17 protein-coding genes are annotated in these 20,158 nt (G+C 67.8%); 13 read left to right on the top strand and 4 right to left on the bottom strand.

The window, feature by feature from the left end; all coding sequences use genetic code 11:
- Positions 1-27: 27 nt before the first annotated feature.
- On the bottom strand, positions 28-1,650 hold the full coding sequence (locus tag G578_RS0102635; RefSeq protein ID WP_028792928.1) for an alpha-glucosidase family protein: 1,623 nt from the start codon (positions 1,648-1,650) through the stop codon (positions 28-30).
- Between the two features lie 25 nt (positions 1,651-1,675).
- The gene (locus G578_RS0102630) at positions 1,676-2,056 is read right to left on the bottom strand and encodes a c-type cytochrome (RefSeq protein WP_028792927.1); all 381 of its coding nucleotides are present in this window, start codon (positions 2,054-2,056) and stop codon (positions 1,676-1,678) included.
- 621 nt (positions 2,057-2,677) lie between these two features.
- Between G578_RS0102630 and G578_RS0102625 the strand changes: the two genes are divergently transcribed.
- The 6 genes from G578_RS0102625 to G578_RS0102600 all read left to right on the top strand — a co-directional run bounded on the left by G578_RS0102625 (position 2,678) and on the right by G578_RS0102600 (position 8,768).
- Positions 2,678-3,451: a PRC-barrel domain-containing protein gene (locus G578_RS0102625; protein WP_028792926.1), complete on the top strand. Its 774-nt coding sequence runs from the start codon at positions 2,678-2,680 to the stop codon at positions 3,449-3,451.
- Positions 3,452-3,762: 311 nt separating this feature from the next.
- Positions 3,763-4,875 carry an extracellular solute-binding protein gene (locus tag G578_RS0102620; RefSeq protein WP_028792925.1) on the top strand — a complete coding sequence of 371 codons (1,113 nt, stop codon included), beginning with the start codon at positions 3,763-3,765 and terminating at the stop codon, positions 4,873-4,875.
- A 68-nt stretch (positions 4,876-4,943) separates the two neighbouring features.
- Positions 4,944-6,035, top strand: a complete 1,092-nt coding sequence (locus G578_RS0102615; RefSeq protein WP_028792924.1) for an ABC transporter ATP-binding protein — start codon at positions 4,944-4,946, stop codon at positions 6,033-6,035.
- Positions 6,028-7,221 (top strand): ABC transporter permease, encoded by a 1,194-nt coding sequence (locus tag G578_RS0102610; protein ID WP_028792923.1) that lies wholly within the window; start codon positions 6,028-6,030, stop codon positions 7,219-7,221. Before G578_RS0102615 ends, G578_RS0102610 begins: the two co-directional genes overlap by 8 nt.
- Entirely contained in the window at positions 7,218-8,057 is an 840-nt protein-coding gene (locus G578_RS0102605) for an ABC transporter permease (protein ID WP_028792922.1), read from the top strand. Before G578_RS0102610 ends, G578_RS0102605 begins: the two co-directional genes overlap by 4 nt.
- Positions 8,058-8,768 (top strand): hypothetical protein, encoded by a 711-nt coding sequence (locus tag G578_RS0102600; protein WP_028792921.1) that lies wholly within the window; start codon positions 8,058-8,060, stop codon positions 8,766-8,768.
- On the opposite strand, the gene G578_RS24395 is transcribed toward G578_RS0102600, so the two are convergent.
- Both G578_RS24395 and G578_RS0102590 read right to left on the bottom strand, forming a co-directional pair.
- Entirely contained in the window at positions 8,744-9,352 is a 609-nt protein-coding gene (locus tag G578_RS24395; protein WP_051243691.1) for a tetratricopeptide repeat protein, read from the bottom strand. The genes G578_RS0102600 and G578_RS24395 overlap by 25 nt on opposite strands.
- A gap of 116 nt (positions 9,353-9,468) precedes the next feature.
- The gene (locus tag G578_RS0102590; RefSeq protein ID WP_281169147.1) at positions 9,469-10,683 is read right to left on the bottom strand and encodes a Zn-dependent hydrolase; all 1,215 of its coding nucleotides are present in this window, start codon (positions 10,681-10,683) and stop codon (positions 9,469-9,471) included.
- 195 nt (positions 10,684-10,878) lie between these two features.
- Here G578_RS0102590 and G578_RS0102585 point away from each other — a divergent pair, with 195 nt between their 5' ends.
- From G578_RS0102585 to G578_RS24385, 7 genes are all read left to right on the top strand, one after another.
- On the top strand, positions 10,879-12,441 hold the full coding sequence (locus tag G578_RS0102585; RefSeq protein WP_038013084.1) for an ABC transporter substrate-binding protein: 1,563 nt from the start codon (positions 10,879-10,881) through the stop codon (positions 12,439-12,441).
- A 33-nt stretch (positions 12,442-12,474) separates the two neighbouring features.
- On the top strand, positions 12,475-13,419 hold the full coding sequence (locus tag G578_RS0102580; protein ID WP_028792918.1) for an ABC transporter permease: 945 nt from the start codon (positions 12,475-12,477) through the stop codon (positions 13,417-13,419).
- Entirely contained in the window at positions 13,419-15,341 is a 1,923-nt protein-coding gene (locus G578_RS30110) for a dipeptide/oligopeptide/nickel ABC transporter permease/ATP-binding protein (RefSeq protein WP_028792917.1), read from the top strand. Before G578_RS0102580 ends, G578_RS30110 begins: the two co-directional genes overlap by 1 nt.
- Positions 15,338-16,324: an ABC transporter ATP-binding protein gene (locus tag G578_RS0102570; protein ID WP_038013081.1), complete on the top strand. Its 987-nt coding sequence runs from the start codon at positions 15,338-15,340 to the stop codon at positions 16,322-16,324. The genes G578_RS30110 and G578_RS0102570 overlap by 4 nt, the downstream gene beginning before the upstream one ends.
- On the top strand, positions 16,317-17,078 hold the full coding sequence (locus G578_RS0102565) for a FadR/GntR family transcriptional regulator (protein ID WP_093152421.1): 762 nt from the start codon (positions 16,317-16,319) through the stop codon (positions 17,076-17,078). The genes G578_RS0102570 and G578_RS0102565 overlap by 8 nt, the downstream gene beginning before the upstream one ends.
- A 390-nt stretch (positions 17,079-17,468) precedes the next feature.
- Positions 17,469-17,849 carry a PRC-barrel domain-containing protein gene (locus G578_RS24390; protein WP_051243685.1) on the top strand — a complete coding sequence of 127 codons (381 nt, stop codon included), beginning with the start codon at positions 17,469-17,471 and terminating at the stop codon, positions 17,847-17,849.
- A gap of 384 nt (positions 17,850-18,233) precedes the next feature.
- Positions 18,234-20,153, top strand: coding sequence for a glycosyltransferase (locus G578_RS24385; protein WP_051243683.1), 1,920 nt, complete (start codon positions 18,234-18,236; stop codon positions 20,151-20,153).
- Positions 20,154-20,158 lie beyond the last annotated feature (5 nt).

The raw sequence follows: 20,158 nt of genomic DNA, 5'->3' as shown, positions 1-20,158 counted from the left end.
GATATGCACTTCTGATGGTGATATTCCCTATGCCGCCTTTGCGAAGAACGCGCCCCAGGCCGGCAGATGGATCTCCCGCTCCCGTCTCACGCCACCGAAGCCATGCCCATCCAGGGGCACGCCCACCTCGATTTCCGGCATCTCCAAAGCGATCTCGGCATCGGTGAAGTTGAAGGCGCAGGTGATCGTCTCCTCGCCGAGGGTGCGGCGGAACACCAGAACCCGCTCATCGGCCTCGACGAAATCCATGCCGCCCGCCTTCAGCGCCGGCTCTTCGCGGCGCCAGGTCAGGAACCGTCGGATCCGGTTGAGGGTCGATCCCGGCAGGGCATCCTGAAGGTCCACGGCCAGGTCGAGATGCGAAGGCACCACCGGCAGCCACGGCTCGACCTCGGAGAAGCCGCCATAGGGCGCCTGCGCCTGCCAGGGCATGGGCGTGCGGGCACCGTCGCGTCCCTTATAGGCGGGCCAGAACTCACGACCGTAGGGATCGGTGATCCGGTCGAACGGGACCTCGGCCTGCGGCAGACCCAATTCGCTGCCCTGGTACAGACAGCAGGCTCCGCGCATGCAGAACAGTGCCGCCAGCAGAACGGTCACCGCCTCCGGACAGGACTCCCGCCCGAGCCGGGTCACGGCGCGGGAGAAGTCGTGGTTGTCCAGCGCCCAGCACGGCCAGCCGCTCTCGGCGCCATGTCCGAGATCCTGCGCGACGCTGCGCAGCAGGGACGGCGGGATTTCGTGGGCGCCGAGCAGCCAGTAGCCATAGGCGAGCTGCAGGCGCCTGACCGCGGTGTACTCCCGGTGCGTGTTCACCGCGTCGCTCTGGTTCAACTCGCCCAGCAGCACACGATCGCCGTAACCGTCGCAGAGCGCCCGCAGCCTCTCCAGGAAGGTGACGGTCTCCGGCCGGACGATGTCGTGGACGTGAAGCTGCTTGGAATACGGGTTGAACTCGAACGCCTCGCCTTCCGGCACCTCGGGGTTGGGCGGATTGTCCCGCAGCTGCTGATCGTGGGCGTAGAAGGTGCAGACATCGAGGCGGAAGCCGTCCACGCCGAGATCGAGCCAGAACCGGCACACCGCCAGCATCGCTTCCTGAACCTCGGGGTTGTGGAAGTTCAGGTCGGGCTGCTCGCGCAGGAAATTGTGCAGATAATACTGCCCGCGCCGCGGTTCCCACTGCCAGGACGATCCGCCGAACACCGATAACCAGTTGTTCGGCGGGGTGCCGTCGTCGCGGCTGTCGGCCCAGACGTACCAGTCGGCCTTGGGGTTATCCCGGGACTCGCGGCTTTCCAGGAACCAGGGGTGATGGCTGGACGTGTGCGACAGCACCTGGTCCATGATCACCCGCAGGCCCCGGTCGTGGGCGCCGTTGAGCAACTCGCGGAAGTCCTGCAGATCGCCGAACAGCGGGTCCACCGCGAGATAGTCGGATACGTCGTAGCCGAAATCGAACATCGGGGATTTAACGAAGGGCGAGATCCAGATCGCGTCGACACCGAGCGAGGCGACATAGTCCAGCTTCCCGGTGATGCCCCGCAGGTCGCCGATCCCGTTGCGTGTCGTGTCCAGGAAGCTGCGCGGATAGATCTGGTAGATGATCGCGCCCTTCCACCAGTCTTCGGCACGTTCTCGTTCCGTCATCGGGTCCTCAATCGTGCAAGCGCATTCACTCGGCGCCGCGGATGTCCGCGACAGCCTCTTCGGACACCGCCTCGGCGTCGTTGCCGAAGGCGTTCCGCACATAGCTCAGCGTTGCGGCCAATTCGGCATCGCTGAGCTTCCAGTCGAAGGCCGGCATGGCGACCGGGGTCGGGTACCGGTCCGTCGGAACCGCCCGGGCGCCGTCGAGCACCAGCCGGATCAGGGTCGTCGGATTGCGGGCGTGAACGAGGGACGAACCGGCCAGGGTCGCGAACATTCCAGGCACCCCCTTGCCCTCCGGACCATGGCAGGCCGCGCACTGGGTGGCGTAGATCTCCGAGCCGAGCCGCATGACCGTGTCGTCCGGTCGGTTGCCGTCCTCGCGATCCGCCTCCTCGATACTCACGCGCCTGAGCCCCCGCGGCGAGGGCCAGAGCGGAGACCCCGAGAAGGAACGATCGACGCAGCATTTGCATGATCGGATCTCCCGGTTTTCATGAAAGGGAAACGGCACGGACGGAAGTCGGTTCCGGAAGAATCCGAAGAACGCGGCCACCCGTATGCAGCCGGGGGGCGATCCCCCGTTGTGCCTTCAGGGGCGGCGCATCATCGAAACTGAGGACTGTCTTGCTGTCCGATCCGGCTGCCCTGATCCTGATCTAAGGTGTGATCCCGCTGTGGCTGGCGGCCGGCTTCGCCGACTGGCTCTGCCACGGCTCCTCTTGTGCCGATGTGAACGGCGGCTGCGGCCATCGGCGGCCGGCTCTTGGAACCACGGCTCCGGCACGACGTTTCCCCGAAAATCGGACGGGACGCTTGCAGGTCGGGCGTCGCCGAGGGCTTCAATATCCGCCTGGGCCGCTACAGGCCGGTAAGGCTCTCCGACGGTCGTCAGCAAGACCGCAACGGCCTGTCCGAAACACATGCGCGGCCTCCGCGGTCCGCTGGAGCGCACCGGGGTCTGCCCCCGGGTCGGCTCTCACGGGCCTGCCTCAGGGCCGCGCGGAACAGAACGCGGAGAGGACAAATGGCTCTCAAATTGAGTGAACTGAAGGGATACGACATCGCCGCCACCGACGGATCGCTGGGAAAGGTCAGCAACCTGTTCTTCGACGATCATACCTGGTCGGTGCGCTACCTCGTCGTCGATACCGGATGGCTGTTCGGCCGCAAGGTGCTGATCTCTCCCCAGTCGATCGCCGGCGTGAATATCGGCGGCGCCAGTGTGGCGGTCGAGATGACCCGCCAGCAGGTGGAGGACGCGCCCGGCGTGGAGACCGACCGGCCGGTCTCGCGCCAGGAGGAGGTCGCGTTGCACGGCCACTACGGCTGGCAACCGTACTGGGAGGTGTATCCCGCCGGCGTGATGGGAGCGCCGGCCGTGCCGCTGACCGAAGATGTCCTGCCGGGCCACGATGCGCCGCCAAGCCGGGTCCGGGAAGAGGCGGAAGGGCGCGGCGACCCCAATCTGCGCAGCGCCGACGAGGTGGAGGGCTATGACATCCAGGCCACCGATGGCGAAATCGGCCATGTCGAGGACTTCATGGTGGACGAGATTGCCTGGGTGATCCGCTACTTCGTGGTGGATACGCGCAACTGGCTACCGGGCGGACGCAAGGTACTGATCTCGCCGGCATCGGCCAGCGACATCACCTGGGCCGATCGCTCGGCCAGCGTGACCTTGACCCGGGAGCAGGTAAAGAACAGCCCGGCCTACGACCCCGACCGGCCGGGGCCGCTGACCCGCGATGTCGAGGCGGCGCTGCACGACCACTATGCCTTGAAATACTACTGGATGTGACGGCGCCGTCACCGCTCACCGGCATGCAGCCCATGGCGAAATCGTCAAGCGTCCGAGGCGGGCGAACGGGCACCTGCTCAGCCTCGTCGCGATGATCGAGGACGGCCGGACTCCGATAAGGTCCATGGCTGATCCGCGGCCCTGCGGCGGGCGCGGGGCTCTGCCCGGCCGATCCGGGTCGGCTCTGACGCCAACTGTCACCAAACCGTCTCCGAGTTGAAACGGTTCGGTTGCCGATTGGCGCTAGGAATCTCCCGGATCGAGCCGCCCGGTTCGGTCAGGGGCAGATATTTTCGAGGAAGCCATCCGTTATGACGATCTCCCGCCGTTCGCTGCTGAAAAGCACCGCGATCGCCGGTGTCGCGCTCGCCGCGCCCGCGATCCTCAAAACCCAGGACGCTCTCGCGTCCTCCGGCACCGTCAACGTCTTCGCCTGGGGTGACTACATCCAGGCCAACATGATCGAGAAGTTCCAGAAGGACACGGGCATCACGATCAACCTGTCCACCTTCGGGTCCAACGACGAGGCCGAACAGAAGCTGAAGGCCGCCGGCGGCAAGGGCTTCGACGTGATCTTCCCGTCCGTGACCAACGGTCCGAACTACTATCCCGACGGTCTGCTGCAGCCGCTCGACGAGTCCAAGGTCCAGATGGACAAGCTGATCCCGTCCATGGTCCGCGACAGCGTCTCGCTGGGCGCCACCTATCGTGGCGACCGCATGCTGCTGCCGTTCGACTGGGGCACCGAGGCGGTGACCTTCGACAGCAACGCGATGCCGCTCGACGAGGTCTCCTACGGCTCGCTGTTCCAGGACGGCGCGAAGTCCGCGTTCCGGCAGAAGTCGGTCATCATGGGCGTCGGCCTGTATCTGGACGCCAAGGGTGAGATCAAGTCGAACCGCATGCTCGACGTCTACAAGTCCGAAGAGGACGCCCGTCGCGTGTGGGACGCCTGCGCCGCCTACATCATCGCCAACAAGGACAAAGTCGCGGCGTTCTGGAACAACGCGACCGAGGCGACCAACGCCTTCAAGCAAGCCGGCGCCAATATCGGCCAGACCTGGGACACCACCGGCCTCCTGCTGAACCGCGAGGACGCCAAGTGGAAGTACCGGATGCCGACCGAAGGCGGCATCACCTGGATGGATTCCATGGGCGTTCCGTCCGGTGCGGCGAACATCGAGCAGGCCTATGCCTTCATCAACGCCATGCTGGACCCGAAGATGGCCGGGCTGTTCTCCAAGAACACCGGCTACAACTCCGCCGTCGCCGGCGCCGCCGAGCACGCGGGCGCGGAGTACAAGGCCCAGTTCAACGAGGTCTATAACGCGCAGAACCTCGCCAACCTGTGGTGGTGGCAGGCCGATACCCCGTGGTTCGCGCCGCTGCGCCAGGAATACGTCGACAAGATCACCAACGCCTGATCGCGTTGCCATCCTCGCCCGGGGCCGCGTGTCGGCCCCGGGCGTCCTCTTTGAGTGGGGCCGCAGCGATGCACGGGCAGGACGTCGCCCTCAAGGGCGTGAGCATGACCTATCCGAACGGTTTCACCGCCGTTCACGACACCGATCTCGACATCCATGCCGGCGAGTTCTTCTCGATCCTGGGGCCGTCCGGCTGCGGCAAGACGACGATCCTGCGGATGATCTCCGGCTTCATCGACCCGACCCGGGGCCGGGTGGCGATCGGCGGCCAGGAGATGAACGGCATCGGCCCGAACCGGCGACCGACCGCCCTGATCTTCCAGAACCTGGCGCTGTTCCCGCTGATGACGGTGTGGGAGAACGTGGCCTTCGGGCTCGAAGCGCGCGGCGTCGGCAAGGCCGCCAGGCGCAAGCGGGCCGACGAACTGCTCGAGTTGGTGGCGCTGACCGGCCAGGGCGACAAGAAACCGACCGAACTCTCCGGCGGTCAGCGTCAGCGCGTCGCCGTCGCCCGCGCCCTCGCGGTCGAGCCGGCGGTGCTGCTGCTCGACGAGCCGCTGTCCGCTCTGGATCTGAAGCTGCGCCAGCACATGCGCGCCGAGCTCAAGGCGATCCAGCGCAAGACCGGCGTCACCTTCATCTATATCACCCACGACCAGGGCGAGGCGCTGACCATGTCCGACCGGGTCGCGGTGATGAATCTCGGCCGGATCGAGCAGGTCGGCCCCGCCGCCGACATCTACAACGCCCCGGCTACCCCCTTCGTCGCCACCTTCGTCGGCGAGCAGAACGTGCTGCGCGGCCGGGTGGTCGGGCGCGAGAACGGCTATGCCTGCCTGGAGACGCCGTTGGGACGGCTGTTCGGCGTCGACAACCGGGGCCTGAGCGACGGCACCGACGCCATGATCTTCGTGCGACCGGAACGGATGCGGATCGCCAACGGTACCGGCGACCCGGCCAACCGGATCGAGGCCGAAGTCGAGCGCCGCGACCTGGAGGGGCCGTTCGTGAACCTGTTCGTGCGCGCCGGCAGTCACAGCCTGGCGCTGCATCTGACCAATTCCGGCACCGCCGGGCAGGAGTTCACCGGGACCCAGACGGTCGGCTTCGACCATGGCGACGCGGTGGTGATGCCGACGGGGGAGCTGGCCCGTGAGTGAACTGGTCCGCACCTATGGACGGGGTCTGACGGCGCTGTTCGTCGGGCTGATCGTCGCCTGGATCGTCGGGCTGATCCTGGTGCCGCAGATCCGCATGATCGAGCGTGCCTTCATCTACGAGGATCGCGGCGGCGAGACCGCCATGCTGGCCCTGGAGATCGACCGGCTCTACACCGAGAAATTCAAGCTGGAGCAGCGCCTGAAGGCGGGCGAGGGGAGCGGTGGCGGTTCCGGATTCCCGTCGCCCTCGCTGACCCCGAGCCCCACCCCGGCGCCCAGTCTTACTCCCTCACCAGGGTTGACGCCCTCACCGGGATTGACCCCCTCGCCGGGCGGGGGCCTGTCAGCAGCCGAACGCGCCGGGGCGGAAGCCAGGATCGGCGAGCTGAACGCCCAGATCGCCGAGCTTGAGGCCCAGGAGGACACCTCTTCCGGCGAGGCCGGGATGAAGGAGAGCTACTCGCTCGACAACTTCACCACCATGAGCGCGGTGCATGTCGAGATCTTCGTGATGACGCTGCTCTATGCGCTCTGCGTCACCGTGCTGTGCTTCCTGATCTGCTATCCGGTGGCCTATGCCGCGGCGACCATGCAGTCTGAGGAGAAGCTGACCCTGCTGATGGTCGGCCTGGTCATCCCTTATGCCATCAACGAACTGCTGCGGATCTTCTCCTGGGTGATGATCCTGGAGAAGCAGGGCATCCTAAACTGGCTGTTCGATGCGCTGGGCATCATCAGCATGGACGCCGGCGAGGGCTTCCGCTTCGTCGCCTCCAACGGCGCCGTCTTCACGGTGATGATCTACGCCTATGTGCTGTTCATGGTGTTCCCGATCTACAACACCATCGACACCCTGGATAAGAACCAGATCGAGGCGGCCCGCGACCTGGGCGCGTCGGTCTGGAAGATCCATACCCGCGTGGTGATCCCGCACGCCAAGCCCGGCATCGCCGTCGGTTCGATCATGACCTTCATGCTCTCGGCCGGATCGATCGCCGCCCCGGAGATCGTCGGCCGCGGCCTGCATCCGGACTGGTTCTCCCAGCTCATCTACCGGCGCTTCTTCGAGGCGGATAGCTGGAACCAGGGTTCGGCCTATTCGGTGGCGCTGCTGGTCGCCTGCGTGGCCTTCATCCTCGTCAACATGGCGATCTTCAAGGTCGGCATCCGGGACATCGCGAAATGACGGCGGCAACGGACAACACGACGATCGTCGCCCCGCGCCTCGCGCCGAAGCGCGAGACCGACTGGGCCGGCGCGGTGATGAGCGGCTATCTGGTGCTGTTCTTCGCCTACATGTTCCTGCCGCTGCTGTTCATGGTCGCCGCCGCCTTCAACGCGGCGCCGACCCCGTCGGTGACCGACTGGCAGGGCTTCACTCTGCGCTGGTTCGTCGAGCTGCCGGGCGATGCGCGCTTCGTGCAGGGGCTGCTGAATTCCCTGGCGATCGCGCTCGGGGTGATCGTCTTCGCCATTCCGCTCGGGCTGTCCGGCGCCTTCATCCTCACCCGGCTGCAGTCGCGCGGCACGACTGTGCTGTACACGGTGCTGGTCTCGCCGATCCTGATGCCCGGGATCGTGCTCGGCGTGACCACCATGATCTTCTGGCGGGACTATTTCGGCGTCCAGGCCGGGCTGTTCACGGCCATGGTGGCGCAGACCACCTTCATCGCGTCATACTGCATGCTCCTGTTCATGGCCCGCCTGCAGCGCCAGGACCGCGTTCTGGAAGAGGCGGCGCTGGACCTGGGAGCCTCGCCCGTGCTGGTGTTCCGCCGCATCACCCTGCCGTTCCTGATGCCGACCATCGCCACGGCCTGCGTGATCGCCTTCCTGCAGTCGATCGAGAACTACAACACCACCTTCTTCGCCATCGGTGGCGACTGGACCCTGGTCACCGAGATCGGCGCGCGCATGCGTTTCGGCCTTTCGCCGATGATCAACGCCATCGGCGTGATCTTCGTCGCCATCACCATCGCCGCCGCCGTCACCCATGTGCTGCTGAAGCGGCGGAAGCGCTGAATGCGGATCGCCCTGCGTTGCCTGCCGGGATATGCCGACCACCTGCCGCAACCCAGGCTGGCCCGTACAGCCCTGCCGGACTGGCTGCGCACGATGCCGGCGGAGGCTTCGGCCCCGCTGCTGTCCGGTGCGCCGGTCCGAACCGTCAAGCAGTGCCCGCCCTTCATCGACGCCATGCAGGGCGGCATCCTGTTCCCGCTCGCCGCCGATCTTGCTGTCGCGGGCGGCGCGTTGTCCTGGGACTGGAACCTGCCGCCTCATGCGCGGGCACGGCCGAGCCGCGCGCCCGTGGGCGTGCATCTGCCGGAGCAGGCGACCGGGTTTCCCGGGCTGGAGCGTCCCGGCCAGTTCATCGTGAAGTTCACAAACTTCTGGACCGTCGAGCTGCCCGAGGGCTGGTCGATGCTGTTCGTGCATCCGGTCAACCGGCTCGACCTGCCGTTCCGAACGGTCTCCGGTCTGGTCGACTGCGATGCCTGGCGCGACGGCGCCGTGCACTTCCCGGCGGTCTGGAGCGACCCCGACTTCGAAGGCACGCTGCCGGCCGGCACGCCCGTCGCCCAGGGCTTCCCGGTCCCGCGCGACGCCCTGGAACTGGAGATCGGGGAGATGGCGCCGGACCGGCTCGCCGACCATCTCGACGTGCAGGACGCGCTGCAGGCCGAGCCCGGCCTGTACCGCAAGCGCTATCGCGGCGGCGCGAAGAGCTGAGCCGGGTCGAGGGTGACCCGCCCGGCGGCACCCTGGGTCGCCACCTTGAGCCGGGCGGCGTCGATCTCCGCCCCGTGCCCGTCCAGTTCCGCCAGCAGCCGCCGGCATCCGTGGACATCGCCGCGATCCCGCAGTGCCTCCGCCCGGGCCAGCACCACGGTCGGCGCGTCGCCCTCGATCCGGGCCAGGGTGTCGGACGCCGCATGCGGCCGGCCGAGCCGAAGCTGCAGACGGCCGAGATTGAGCAGGGCATCGTCGTCGTCGGGCACCAGCGCCAGATAGGCGGCGAAGCCTTCCGCCGCCGCCTCCAACTCGCCGATGTCGAGCAGGGTCGATGCCCGCTCGAACCGGGCGTTGGCGTGCTGCGGTTCGATCGCCAGCGCCGCCTCCAGATCGGCAAGGGCGGCGGTCGGGTTGCCGAGGCGCTTGCGCACCAGCCCGCGGTTGTAGAGCAGGCTGGCCGAGCCCGGTGCCGCTCCCAGCAGTCCGCTCAGCGCCGCGTCGGCCGCCGGCCAGTCGGCCCGACCCAGGGCGGCCTGGGCGCGGGCCTGGAGGGCGGTGAGCGTCTGGGGGTCCATCGGCATAGGGGCGTTGCCTGTCCTGAGCGGGGTCCGCCGCACTCTGCCTTGCGGCCGGCGGTCCGATCAAGCGCGGTCAGGGCGTGCGAAAGCCGACCGCCGCCTGGCTCTCGCCCGATGCCTCACAGGGCGAGGTCGGCGACCGCCTGTGCCAGCAGATTGGCGCCGGGGCGGATGCTCTCCCACTCGGTGTGCTCGTTCGGGGCATGGCTGATGCCGCCGGCCGAAGGAACGAAGACCAGCCCGGCCGGGACGTGTCGCGCGAAGGTCTGGGCGTCGTGGCCGGCCCCGGAGGGCAGTGTCCGGTAGGGCACGTCCATCCGGTCGCAGAGCCGGCACAGACGCTGATGGATCCCGGCGTCCAGGCGGGTCGGTTTCAGCCAGCTGTGCTTGACGATATCCAGTCCCAGCCCGTGACGCTCGGCCGCCGCCGCCAGACTGGACCGGCAGGCCTCGGCCAGCGCCTCCATGACGCTCTCGTCGGCGTCCCGGCCGATGATGGAGAAGCTGGCGGTGCCGGCGACGCTGTGGGGGAAGTTGGGCGACAGGGTGGCCTTGCCGACCGTCAGCCGGCTCTGTTCGCCGCCCGCCTCGGCGATGATCCGGTCGATCGCGTGGCCGAAATCCGCCAGCCCGCGGAAGGCGTCGCGCCGATGGTCCATGGGCGTGGTGCCGGAGTGATTGGCCTCACCGGTCAGGGTCACCGTCCAGTTGAAGACCCCGGAGACGGCATCGACCAGGCCGATGGCCTGGCCGGCGCGCTCCAGGACCGGGCCCTGTTCGATGTGCAGCTCCAGAAAGGCCGCGATGCTCTCCGGGCTCCAGGCCACAGGACCGGTCGGATCGAGGCCCTGGGTGCTCAAGGCATCGCTGAGTCGGTTGCCGTCGCTGTCGGCGGCGGCCGCGATCCAGTCCGGCCCGACCTCGCCGCAGATCGCCTGACTGCCGAGCATGCCACCGAAACGGCCTTCCTCGTCGGCGGTGGAGACCACGACGATCGACCGCCTGGGGGTCAGTCCGGCGTCCTGCAGGGTCCGCACCGCCTCCAGCCCGGCGCAGACGCCGAGGGTGCCGTCGAGCGGGCCGCCCATGACCACCGTGTCCAGATGCGAGCCGACCATGACCGCCGGGCCGTCGCTGACGTCCCAGCGCCCGAACACGTTGCCGATGCAATCCATCCACGTGGCGAGACCGGCATCGGCCATCCGTGTCATCAGCCAGCGCCGCCCTGCCATGTCGGCATCGGAGAAACTGACCCGGTTTATCCCCGCACGCCCCGGCGCGACGCCGAGCGCATTCACCGCATCCACATCCGCCTGCAATCGGGAGAGATCCACCTCGAGTGGTGGAATTTCAATTTCTGCTTCTGAGTCAGCCAATTGGGCTTCGCCTCCCGTCCGATGATCACCGAGGCATCGGTTTATTAGGATCAATTTTTGACGAAGATAAATTTATCATGAATAATTAACCACAGTCCAACCTGGATCATCCAAGCCGCGTCTCGGAGCGCGGTGACGACAGGGGAGTTTCCGATGTTCTCACTCATTCGACGGATGCTGGTCGTGGCTGCCGCCTTCGGGGCGTTCGGCGCGACCGCGGCGGCGCAGACTCCCCCGGGGGTCCTGATCGTCGCGCAGATCGCCGAGCCGAAATCGCTGGACCCGCACGCGGTCACGGCGGTCAACGACTTCCGGATCCTGATGAACGTCTATGACGGCCTGGTGCGCTACAAGCCGGGCTCGTTGGAGGTCGAGCCGGCACTGGCCGAAAGCTGGACGGTCAGCGACGACGGCACGGTCTATACCTTCACGCTGCGCGACGGCGTGACCTTCCATGACGGATCGGCGCTCGACGCCGAGGCGGTGAAGTTCAACTTCGACCGCATGCTCGACGAGTCCCATCCGTTCCACGATACCGGGCCGTTTCCGCTGAGCTTCTTCTTCGGCTCGGTCGACAGCGTCGAGGCGCCCGATCCCAAGACCGTCGTCTTCCGGCTGAAGGAGCCTTATGCGCCGTTCCTGTCCAATCTGGCCTATCCGACGGGGCTGATCGTCTCGCCGGCCGCGGTAGAGGAGCATGGCGAGGATTTCGGCCGCAACCCGTCGGGCACCGGTCCCTTCAAGTTCGTCGAGTGGGAGTCCAACGCCAAGGTCGTGGTCGAGGCCAATCCGGACTACTGGGGCGGGGCGCCGGATCTGAAGGCCGTCGTCTTCCGCCCGATCACCGACGCCAACACCCGGGTCGCCGAGATGCTGTCCGGTGGGATCGACGTGATGGTGGAGGTGCCGCCGGACAATCTGTCGACCTTCGCCGACGACGCCTCCTACACCGTGTTCGAGCAGGCCGGCCCGCATCTGTGGTTCCTGATCCTGAACGCCAAGGAAGGCCCGATGGCCGACAGGAAGGTGCGCCAGGCGGTGAACTACGCGATCGACAAGAAGGCGCTGGTCGAGAACGTGCTGCAGGGCACCGCGGCGATCGCCGCCGGCCCGACCCCGCCGGCCTTCGCCTGGGCCTATAACGAGGCGCTGGAGCCCTATCCGCACGACCCGGAGAAGGCGAAGGCGCTGCTGAAGGAGGCCGGAGCCGAGAGCGCCAGCCTGACCTTCTACGTCACCGAGGGCGGCTCCGGCATGCTCGACCCGATCGCCATGGGCTCCGCCATTCAGGCGGATCTGGCCGAGGTCGGCCTCGACGTGACCATCGAGACCTACGAGTGGAATACCTTCCTGGGCAAGGTGAACCCGGGCCTGGAGGGCAAGGCCGACATGGCGGAGATGGCCTGGATGACCAACGATCCGGACACCCTGCCGTATCTCGCCCTGCGCACCGACGCCTTCCCGGACAAGGGCGGCTTCAACTCGGGCTATTACTCAAACCCGAAGGTGGACACCCTGCTGGAGGACGCCCGCAAGGCGACCGACCAGGCGGAGCGGGCCAGGCTCTACAAGGAGATGCAGGAGATCGTCCATGAGGATGCGCCCTGGGCCTTCATCGCCAACTGGAAGCAGAACGCGGTGACCAGCACCCGGGTCGAGGGCTTCGAGCTGCAGCCGTCGTTCTTCCTGCTGCTGGACGGTGTCACCAAGAACTGACCGTTCGCACCCAACGAGAGGAGGATCGGGGCGATGTGGCTCTATATCGGCAAACGGCTGCTCGCCACCGTCCCGATCCTGCTAGGCCTGTCGGTCATCGTCTTCGCAATGATGGCCGCCATCCCCGGCGACCCGGCGACCGCCATCCTCGGCAGCTACGCCACGCCGGAGAATGTCGAGCGGCTGAACCGTCAGCTCGGCCTCGACCGCTCCCTGGTGGAGCAGTATCTGACGTGGCTCGGCAACCTGCTGCAGGGTGACATGGGGCGCAGCTACGCCCTGAACCGCCCGGTGGCCGACGAGGTGTTCGAGCGGTTCGGCGCGACCCTGGTCCTGGCCGGCGCCTCCCTGCTGCTGTGCTCCCTGTTCGGGCTGCTGGCCGGGGTGATCGCGGCGGTCGGCCAGTTCGGCTGGCGCGACCGGATCGTCACCTTCCTGGTGCTGATCGGCATCTCCACCCCGTCCTTCTGGCTCGGCCTGCTGCTGATCATGCTGTTCGCGGTCGAGCTGCAGTGGCTGCCGGCCTCCGGCATGTTCGCGATCTATGGCGGCGGCGGGCCGCTCGACCTGCTGGCGCATCTGGCGCTGCCGGCGATCACGCTCGCCGTCGTGGCGACCGCCGTGATCGCCCGGTTGACCCGCACCGCCATGCTGGAGGTGCTGCGCCAGGACTATGTGCGCACCGCCCGGGCCAAGGGCGTGTCCGAGCGCCGGGTGATCTACCGCCATGCCTTCAAGTCCGCCCTGGTCGCCGTCATCCCGGTGATCGGCATCCAGACCGGCTTCGTGCTCGGCGGGGCGGTCTATATCGAGACCGTGTTCCAGTGGCCGGGCATAGGCCGGATGCTGGTCAACGCGATCTCCACCCGCGACCTGCTGCTGGTGCAGGGCGGGGTTCTGGTGGTGGCCGCCAGCTACGTGTTCTTCAACCTGCTGGCCGACGTCGCCCAGACGCTGGTCGATCCGAGGCTGCGCTGATGGCAACCGCGACGCTGTCGCGCCTGTTCGCGCGGGACCGGGGCGGGCGGCCGTCGCCCTTCGCCCTGCTGGTGGCCAACCCGCTCTCGGCCTTCGGCCTGGCGCTGCTGACCGTGATCGTCGTGCTGGTGATCGCCACGCCTTTTCTGCCGGTGCCGGACCCGGACATCACCGACCCGGCGAACCGGCTGCTGCGCCCGGGGACCGACGGTCATCTTCTGGGCACCGACCATCTCGGCCGGGACCTGCTGTCGCGCATGCTGTGGGGCACGCGGGTGTCGATCCTTGTCGGGCTGTCGGCGACCCTGATGGCCGCCACCATCGGCTCGCTGATCGGCCTCGTCGCCGGCTATGCGGGTGGGCGCACTGACAGCCTGCTGATGCGCGGTATCGATCTGGTCATGGCCTTCCCCTACATCCTCCTCGCCCTGGCGATCGTCGCCGTGCTCGGGCCGGGGCTGCTGAACGCGCTCTACGCCATCGCGGTGGTCAATATCCCGTTCTTCGCCCGCAACATCCGCGGCATCACGCTGGGCCTGTCGCGGCGCGAGTTCGTCGATGCCGCCCGGCTGTCCGGCGCCTCCCATGCCGAGATCCTGTTCCTGGAGGTGCTGCCCAACGTGCTGCCGACCATCGTGGTCACCATGTCGACCACGGTCGGCTGGATGATCCTGGAGACCGCGGGCCTGTCCTTCCTCGGTCTCGGTGCCCAGCCGCCCCAGGCCGATCTCGGCTCGATGCTGGGGGAGGGGCGCAAGCTGCTGTTCACCGCCCCCCATGTCTCGGTGGTCCCGGGGTTGATGATCTTCGCCCTGGTCATGTGCATCAACCTCGTGGGCGACGGGGTGCGCGACGTCCTCGACCCCCGCCTGAAGTCCGGCGCGCTGGCCGCGCCCGGCGCGGCGACCCGAGTCGCACGCGAGACGGTTCCGCCGGCACCGTCGACCGACGTCGTGCTGTCGGTGGAGGGACTGCGCACCGAGTTCCATGTGGGGTCGCGGGTCTACAAGGCGGTCGGAGGCGTCGACCTGGATCTGGCGCCTGGCGAGTGTCTGGGCCTGGTGGGCGAGTCCGGGTCGGGCAAGTCGGTGACGGCGCTGTCGCTCCTGCGCCTGGTGCCGACCCCGCCGGGGGTGATTACCGGCGGCCGGGTGACGATCGAAGGCGCGGACCAGCTCGCGGCCACAGCCGAGGCGCTGCGCCGGCTGCGTGGCGGCCGGGTCGCCTATGTGTTCCAGGATCCCCTGACCACCCTGCATCCGCTGTTCACCGTGGGCGATCAGATCGTCGAGGCGATCCGGGCGCACCAGCCGATCTCCCGCGCCGAGGCGGAGGCGCAGGCGCTGACCCTGCTGGAGAAGGTGCGGATTCCGTCGGCCAAGGCGCGGTTCTCCGCCTATCCGCACGAGCTGTCCGGCGGCATGCGCCAGCGGGTCTGCATCGCCATGGCGTTGGCCAACGACCCGGACCTGATCGTCGCCGACGAGCCGACCACCGCCCTGGACGTCACGGTGCAGGCCCAGGTGCTGAAGCTGCTGCGCGACCTGTCGCGCGAGCGCGGCTCGGCGGTGCTGTTCATCACCCATGATTTCGGCGTTGTCTCCGAACTCTGCGACCGGGTGGCGGTGATGTATGCCGGACGCATCGTCGAGATCGGGCCGAGCGGCGATGTCCTCGACGCGCCGGGCCACCCCTATACCGGCAAGCTGATCGACTGCGTCCCGGTGCTGGGCCGGCCCGAGCGGCGCATGGAGGCGATCGACGGCCTGCCGCCTTCGGTCGACCGGCTGCCGGCGGGCTGCGCCTTCGCCGACCGCTGCGACCGGGTGCAGGAAGACTGCCGCCATGGCGACATCCCGCTGGATCCCTTCGGCCCCGGCCGCGCCGTGCGCTGCCTCCACCCGCTACAGGAGGTCTCATGAGTGCCGAAACGGCATCGCCGGCGGTGGAGGCGGTCGAGGTCACCCGCACCTTCGGTGGCGGGCGAACCTTGTTCGGCGGCAGGCTGCCCGGCGTGCATGCGGTACAGAGCGTCAGCCTGACGGTGGAGGCGGGCGAGACCCTCGGCGTGGTCGGAGAGTCCGGCTGCGGGAAGTCGACCCTGGCGCGGATGCTGGTCGGGCTCGACCGGCCGACCGGCGGCAGCATCCGCCTGGAGGGAGCGGATGTGGCCGCGATGGCCCGGCGCGACTCCAACGCCCTGGCCCGACGGGTGCAGTACGTGTTCCAGGACCCGGTCGCCTCGCTGAACCCGCGCAAGACGATCCGCCAGATCCTGGAGGCGCCGATGCGTCGGCTGCATGGAATGGCCGAGGCGGAGCGCGCGGCGCGGCTGACGGAACTGATGCAGGTGGTCTCCCTGCGCGAGGAGTTCCTGGATCGCTACCCGCACGAATTTTCCGGCGGGCAGGCCCAGCGCATCGGCATCGCCCGGGCGCTGGCGGCCGGTGCCCGGGTGATCGTGCTGGATGAGCCGGTCTCCGCCCTCGACGTCTCGATCCAGGCCCAGGTGCTCAACCTGCTGGATCGCTTGAAGCGCGAGCTGGGACTCACTTATGTTTTCATTAGTCACGACCTGAGCGTGATTGAAAGCGTGTGCGAGCGGGTGGCGGTGATGTATTTCGGACGTATCGTCGAAATCGGCCGCGCCCGGGATCTCTACGCCGCGCCCCGGCATCCCTACACCGCCCTGCTGATGCGCTCCGCGCCGGCGCCCGGCGTGCGGCGCATCGAGGCCGAGGAGACGCCGGCGGAACTGCCCGATCCGCTGAACCCGCCGCCGGGCTGCGCCTTCGCGTCGCGCTGCCCGCGTGCGAGCGTACGCTGCCGCGAGCGCCGCCCCGAACTCGCCGGTGACGGCGGCCACGCCGCGGCGTGCTGGCATCCGCTGGATGGCGATGACTGACGACGGCCCCCCTCCGACGCCGCGCCTCGCCCGGGCCCGGCGCAAGGACAGCATCAGCGAGCAGGTCAAGGAGCTGATCATCGAGCAGCACCTGCGCCCGGGCGACCGCCTACCGGCCGAGAAGGAGCTGATGACCCGCTTCCAGGCCTCCAAGGGGTCGGTGCGCGAGGCACTGAGCGCGCTGCGCTCGGAGGGTCTGATCCGCACCCGCACAGGTCCCAAGGGCGGGGTCTTCCTGGCCGATATGGACCCGCAGCGGGCGATGGCGCTGCTGTCGAGCTACTTCCTGTTCCGTTCCCCGACCGTGAACGACATCTACGCGGTGCGCTGCGAGCTCGAGCCGGAGCTGGCCGCCTCCGTCGCCGGCCGGCTGTCGGCCGAGGATTTCGCCAGTCTGGAGCGGACCATGCGGCTCTACGACGCCGAGCCGAAGACCGCGGAGGAGGAATACGACCAGCGCATGGCCGAGCTCGACTTCCACAGCGTGCTGGCCGGGCTCTGTCCGAACCCGGTGCTGGGATTGTTCTGCGGCTTTCTGCAGACCCTGCTGCGCGAAACGGTGGTGTGCCGGCGGATCTACGATGCGCCGCATCCCGACCTGCGCGACACCGGCCTGCACTATCAGATCCGCCTGATGCGGGCCCTGAGGGCCGGAGACGCCCAGTCCGCCCGCGAGATCATGAGCGAGCACATGGCTGCGGCGCGCGACTACATGGTGCGCATGGAAGCGGACATCGTCGGCCGGTTCCTGTGACCGCGTGCCATTGATCGGCCGCCTTCGAACGGGCGCCGCCGCGAAGGTGTGGCACTTGTGAGTCTTACGTCAGTCTTTGGATGGATCTCTTCGGAACCCGGCGGCGCGGCTCGGGTTGTTGGTTAAGAGATGTTTAACGAGGCGGTGCAGTACCGCCGGCTGAAGGACGCCGACCGGGTGTCCGGCCTTTTTCGCGGCATCGGCAGAAGCCGGGCCGTTTGATCAGCTGATCGGCTGAAAACGTGGGGGCGTTCGCGAGGGCGGAGTCTCGCCGGGGAAACACGGCGGGCCGACCCCTCAAGGTAAATCCGTGGCCGGAACCCGGCCGCGGCAGTGCGGCATGACCGTCGGGAACGACCCGGCCATGTCCGTCAGATGGAGGAGAGAACCATGCACCACAGCAGCAGCCGGATCGCACTGGCAACCATCCTCAGCCTCGCGGCCGCTTCCCCTGCGCTTGGTGTGGAAACGCTGTCCCGCAGCGGCACCGCCCCGATTCCGGTCGAGCGTCCGGACCTGGACGCCGAGATGGCACGCGAGTTCGTCGGCGCCAAGGTGGTGAGCAGCGACAACAGGATCTCCGGCGAGATCGAGGACATCGTCGTGGAGGACGGCGCGTTGAGGGCCGTCATCGGCTACGGCGGCCTGCTGGGTCTGGGCGATGCCCGGGTCTCCCTGCCGCTGTCGGACCTGCGGATGGTCGCCCGCGGCATCGCCCGCGTGCGGATCAGCGACGATCAGGTCAGGGGCCTGCCGCGCTACGAGGGGTGATCCCGATCCGAGTGACCTGCCGGCGATGTAACTGCCGTCACTGACACAACAAAAACGGCGGCATCGCTCAGGAATTTTGAACGCCGCACCGCGTCACACGGTTAACGAAATCCCAGAGAGAGCAAATCAGCAGAGTTTTTCTGCCATGGATTATTGCGGCCAGACTTATGGGCGCGACACCGACGAGGGGACTGAGATGGACCGCATCGAAGCCAGCATTCCGAACAGGACGCGCCACGGCGATCGGACCGGTCCCAGTCGGGCGAGCCTGCGTGCGAAGCGCGACCGCCGACGCCCGATCGGATGCATTCCATCCGGCGAAACCCGCGCCTTACCGACGGCCGTCCCGTAGCCTGACCAGTTTCTGAAGAAGGGGTCGATCCTATGACCGACACCAATGACCCGGACTTTGCCGTCGGCGGTACCCGATGGCAGCCAACCACCGCTCCCGGCAGCGAGCGGCTGATGATGACCGTGGTCCTGCTGGCAGCCCTGACGGGCCTCGCGGTCTCCGTCCCGAAATCCGTGTTCGATCCGCTGAGCGACACGTTTCTGCTCAGCATCGGGATCATCGGTGTGTGGCGCTATTCCTGGTGGATCTTCCACGCCCTGCGCGCCTGCTATTACCTGCGCGTCCGCTTTCCCCGCATCCGCCGCCACGCCGAGGCCGCCGGCGGCGAGCCGGTGGACCACGTCTACTGCCTGGTCACCTCCTATGCGATCGACCCGCAGGTCAGCTGGCCGGTCTACGAGGCCCTGTTCCACGAGGTGGCATCCTACGGCCGGCCTGCGACCATCGTCGCCGCCGTCAGCCATCAGAGCGATATCGACCTGCTGGAACGCGTCTGCGAGGCGGCCGGCCTCCCGGACCACGTCGAACTGGTCAGCATGTTTCAGGAGGGCACGGGCAAACGGCCTGCGATGGCCGAGGCGCTGCGCGCCATCTCGCGGCGGATGCCCACGGAGAACGCCATCTGCATCTTCATGGACGGCGACGTGGTCGTGCGGCCCGGCGCCCTGTCCAAGGTCGTGCCGGTGCTGCAGGCGAACCCGCAGATTGGCGCGGCGACCGCCGACAACCGCGGCATGACCGAGGGCGATGGCTGGACCCGGGAATGGTACGACCTGCGCTTCGCCCAGCGGCACCTGCTGATGTCTTCCATGAGCCTGTCCGGCAAGCTCCTGGTGCTGACCGGCCGGTTCAGCGTGATCCGCGCCCATCTGGCCACCGACCCGGACTTCATCCGGCAGATCGAGCACGACGCCATCGACCACTGGCGGCTCGGCCGCATCAACTTCCTGAGCGGCGACGACAAATCGACCTGGTTCTGGCTGCTCCGGCGCGGCTGGGGAATGATCTATCTGCCCGATGTCCGGGCCGACAGTTTCGAGGAACTTCCCGCCTCCAATCTGGTCGTCGGCGCGGTGTCCCTGCTGAAGCGCTGGTACGGCAACATGCTGCGCACCAGCGACCGGGCGATCGCGCTGGGCCCGCACCGAATCGGCCTGTTTCCGTGGTGGTGCCTGGTCGATCAGCGGCTGTCCATGTGGACCTCCCTGGTCGGCCCCGTGGTCGCGATCATCCTGGCGATCACCTACGACCCGGCCTTCCTGCTGGTCTACGGGCTGTGGATCCTCGGCACCCGGACCTTCATCGGGTCGGTCCTGTGCCTGGTGGTGCGCGGCCGGTGGGCCCCGCACTGGCCGTGGATGCTGTTCATGAACCAGATCCTCGGCGGCGTGGTGAAGACCTTCGTGTTCTTCCGCATGGACCGTCAGAAATGGACCCGGCAGGAGATCGCCACCGCCGGTGGCAGCGCCGGAGGGCTCAGCAGCGCCACCCTGCACGGCCTGGCGCTCGCCTGCTTCGCCTCCCTGCTGGTGCTGTATTCGGGAACGGTCGGATGGCCGAATGCCGCGACGCTGAGGGTCTCGTTTCCGGAAAGCCGAGCCGCTCCGGGGCAGGATGACTCAAGCTGGCTGGACGTCGCGCTTGAGCGGCTGCCGACCGACCGCGCGCTTCCCCTGACGGAAGGGGAGTACCGGCTGACCCGGTTCACCCGATCGGAACGGCCGGGCCGGGTTCTGGTCGGTGCCGGGTCGCAGACCCGCGTGGACGTCGGCGCGGCGCAACTGGTCGCGGCAACCGGCGGGTCAGGAAGAACGACCTTCTGTCCGAAGGACGGTTCCCTGCCGGTCGAATGTCTGGTGGGCGCTCCGAAGCCCGTCGAATTGCGAAACCTGGTCGTTCGGCCGGGCGCCGGCGGACCGTCGGACGCCACGGCGGCGACGATCCTGCCGTAGGCGCG

The sequence above is a fragment of the Thalassobaculum salexigens DSM 19539 genome, assembly GCF_000423805.1.
GTDB classification, from domain to species: Bacteria; Pseudomonadota; Alphaproteobacteria; order Thalassobaculales; family Thalassobaculaceae; genus Thalassobaculum; species Thalassobaculum litoreum.
This window is presented reverse-complemented; position numbering and strand designations above follow the sequence as displayed.

What these genes read in the sequence shown, in the direction of transcription:
- G578_RS0102635 (WP_028792928.1), bottom strand. Translation starts at nt 1,650, where the DNA reads ATGACGGAACGAGAACGTGCCGAAGACTGGTGGAAGGGCGCGATCATC.
- G578_RS0102625 (WP_028792926.1), top strand. Translation starts at nt 2,678, where the DNA reads ATGGCTCTCAAATTGAGTGAACTGAAGGGATACGACATCGCCGCCACC.
- G578_RS0102620 (WP_028792925.1), top strand. Translation starts at nt 3,763, where the DNA reads ATGACGATCTCCCGCCGTTCGCTGCTGAAAAGCACCGCGATCGCCGGT.
- G578_RS0102615 (WP_028792924.1), top strand. Translation starts at nt 4,944, where the DNA reads ATGCACGGGCAGGACGTCGCCCTCAAGGGCGTGAGCATGACCTATCCG.
- G578_RS0102605 (WP_028792922.1), top strand. Translation starts at nt 7,218, where the DNA reads ATGACGGCGGCAACGGACAACACGACGATCGTCGCCCCGCGCCTCGCG.
- G578_RS0102600 (WP_028792921.1), top strand. Translation starts at nt 8,058, where the DNA reads ATGCGGATCGCCCTGCGTTGCCTGCCGGGATATGCCGACCACCTGCCG.
- G578_RS24395 (WP_051243691.1), bottom strand. Translation starts at nt 9,352, where the DNA reads ATGCCGATGGACCCCCAGACGCTCACCGCCCTCCAGGCCCGCGCCCAG.
- G578_RS0102585 (WP_038013084.1), top strand. Translation starts at nt 10,879, where the DNA reads ATGTTCTCACTCATTCGACGGATGCTGGTCGTGGCTGCCGCCTTCGGG.
- G578_RS0102580 (WP_028792918.1), top strand. Translation starts at nt 12,475, where the DNA reads ATGTGGCTCTATATCGGCAAACGGCTGCTCGCCACCGTCCCGATCCTG.
- G578_RS30110 (WP_028792917.1), top strand. Translation starts at nt 13,419, where the DNA reads ATGGCAACCGCGACGCTGTCGCGCCTGTTCGCGCGGGACCGGGGCGGG.
- G578_RS0102570 (WP_038013081.1), top strand. Translation starts at nt 15,338, where the DNA reads ATGAGTGCCGAAACGGCATCGCCGGCGGTGGAGGCGGTCGAGGTCACC.
- G578_RS0102565 (WP_093152421.1), top strand. Translation starts at nt 16,317, where the DNA reads ATGACTGACGACGGCCCCCCTCCGACGCCGCGCCTCGCCCGGGCCCGG.
- G578_RS24390 (WP_051243685.1), top strand. Translation starts at nt 17,469, where the DNA reads ATGCACCACAGCAGCAGCCGGATCGCACTGGCAACCATCCTCAGCCTC.
- G578_RS24385 (WP_051243683.1), top strand. Translation starts at nt 18,234, where the DNA reads ATGACCGACACCAATGACCCGGACTTTGCCGTCGGCGGTACCCGATGG.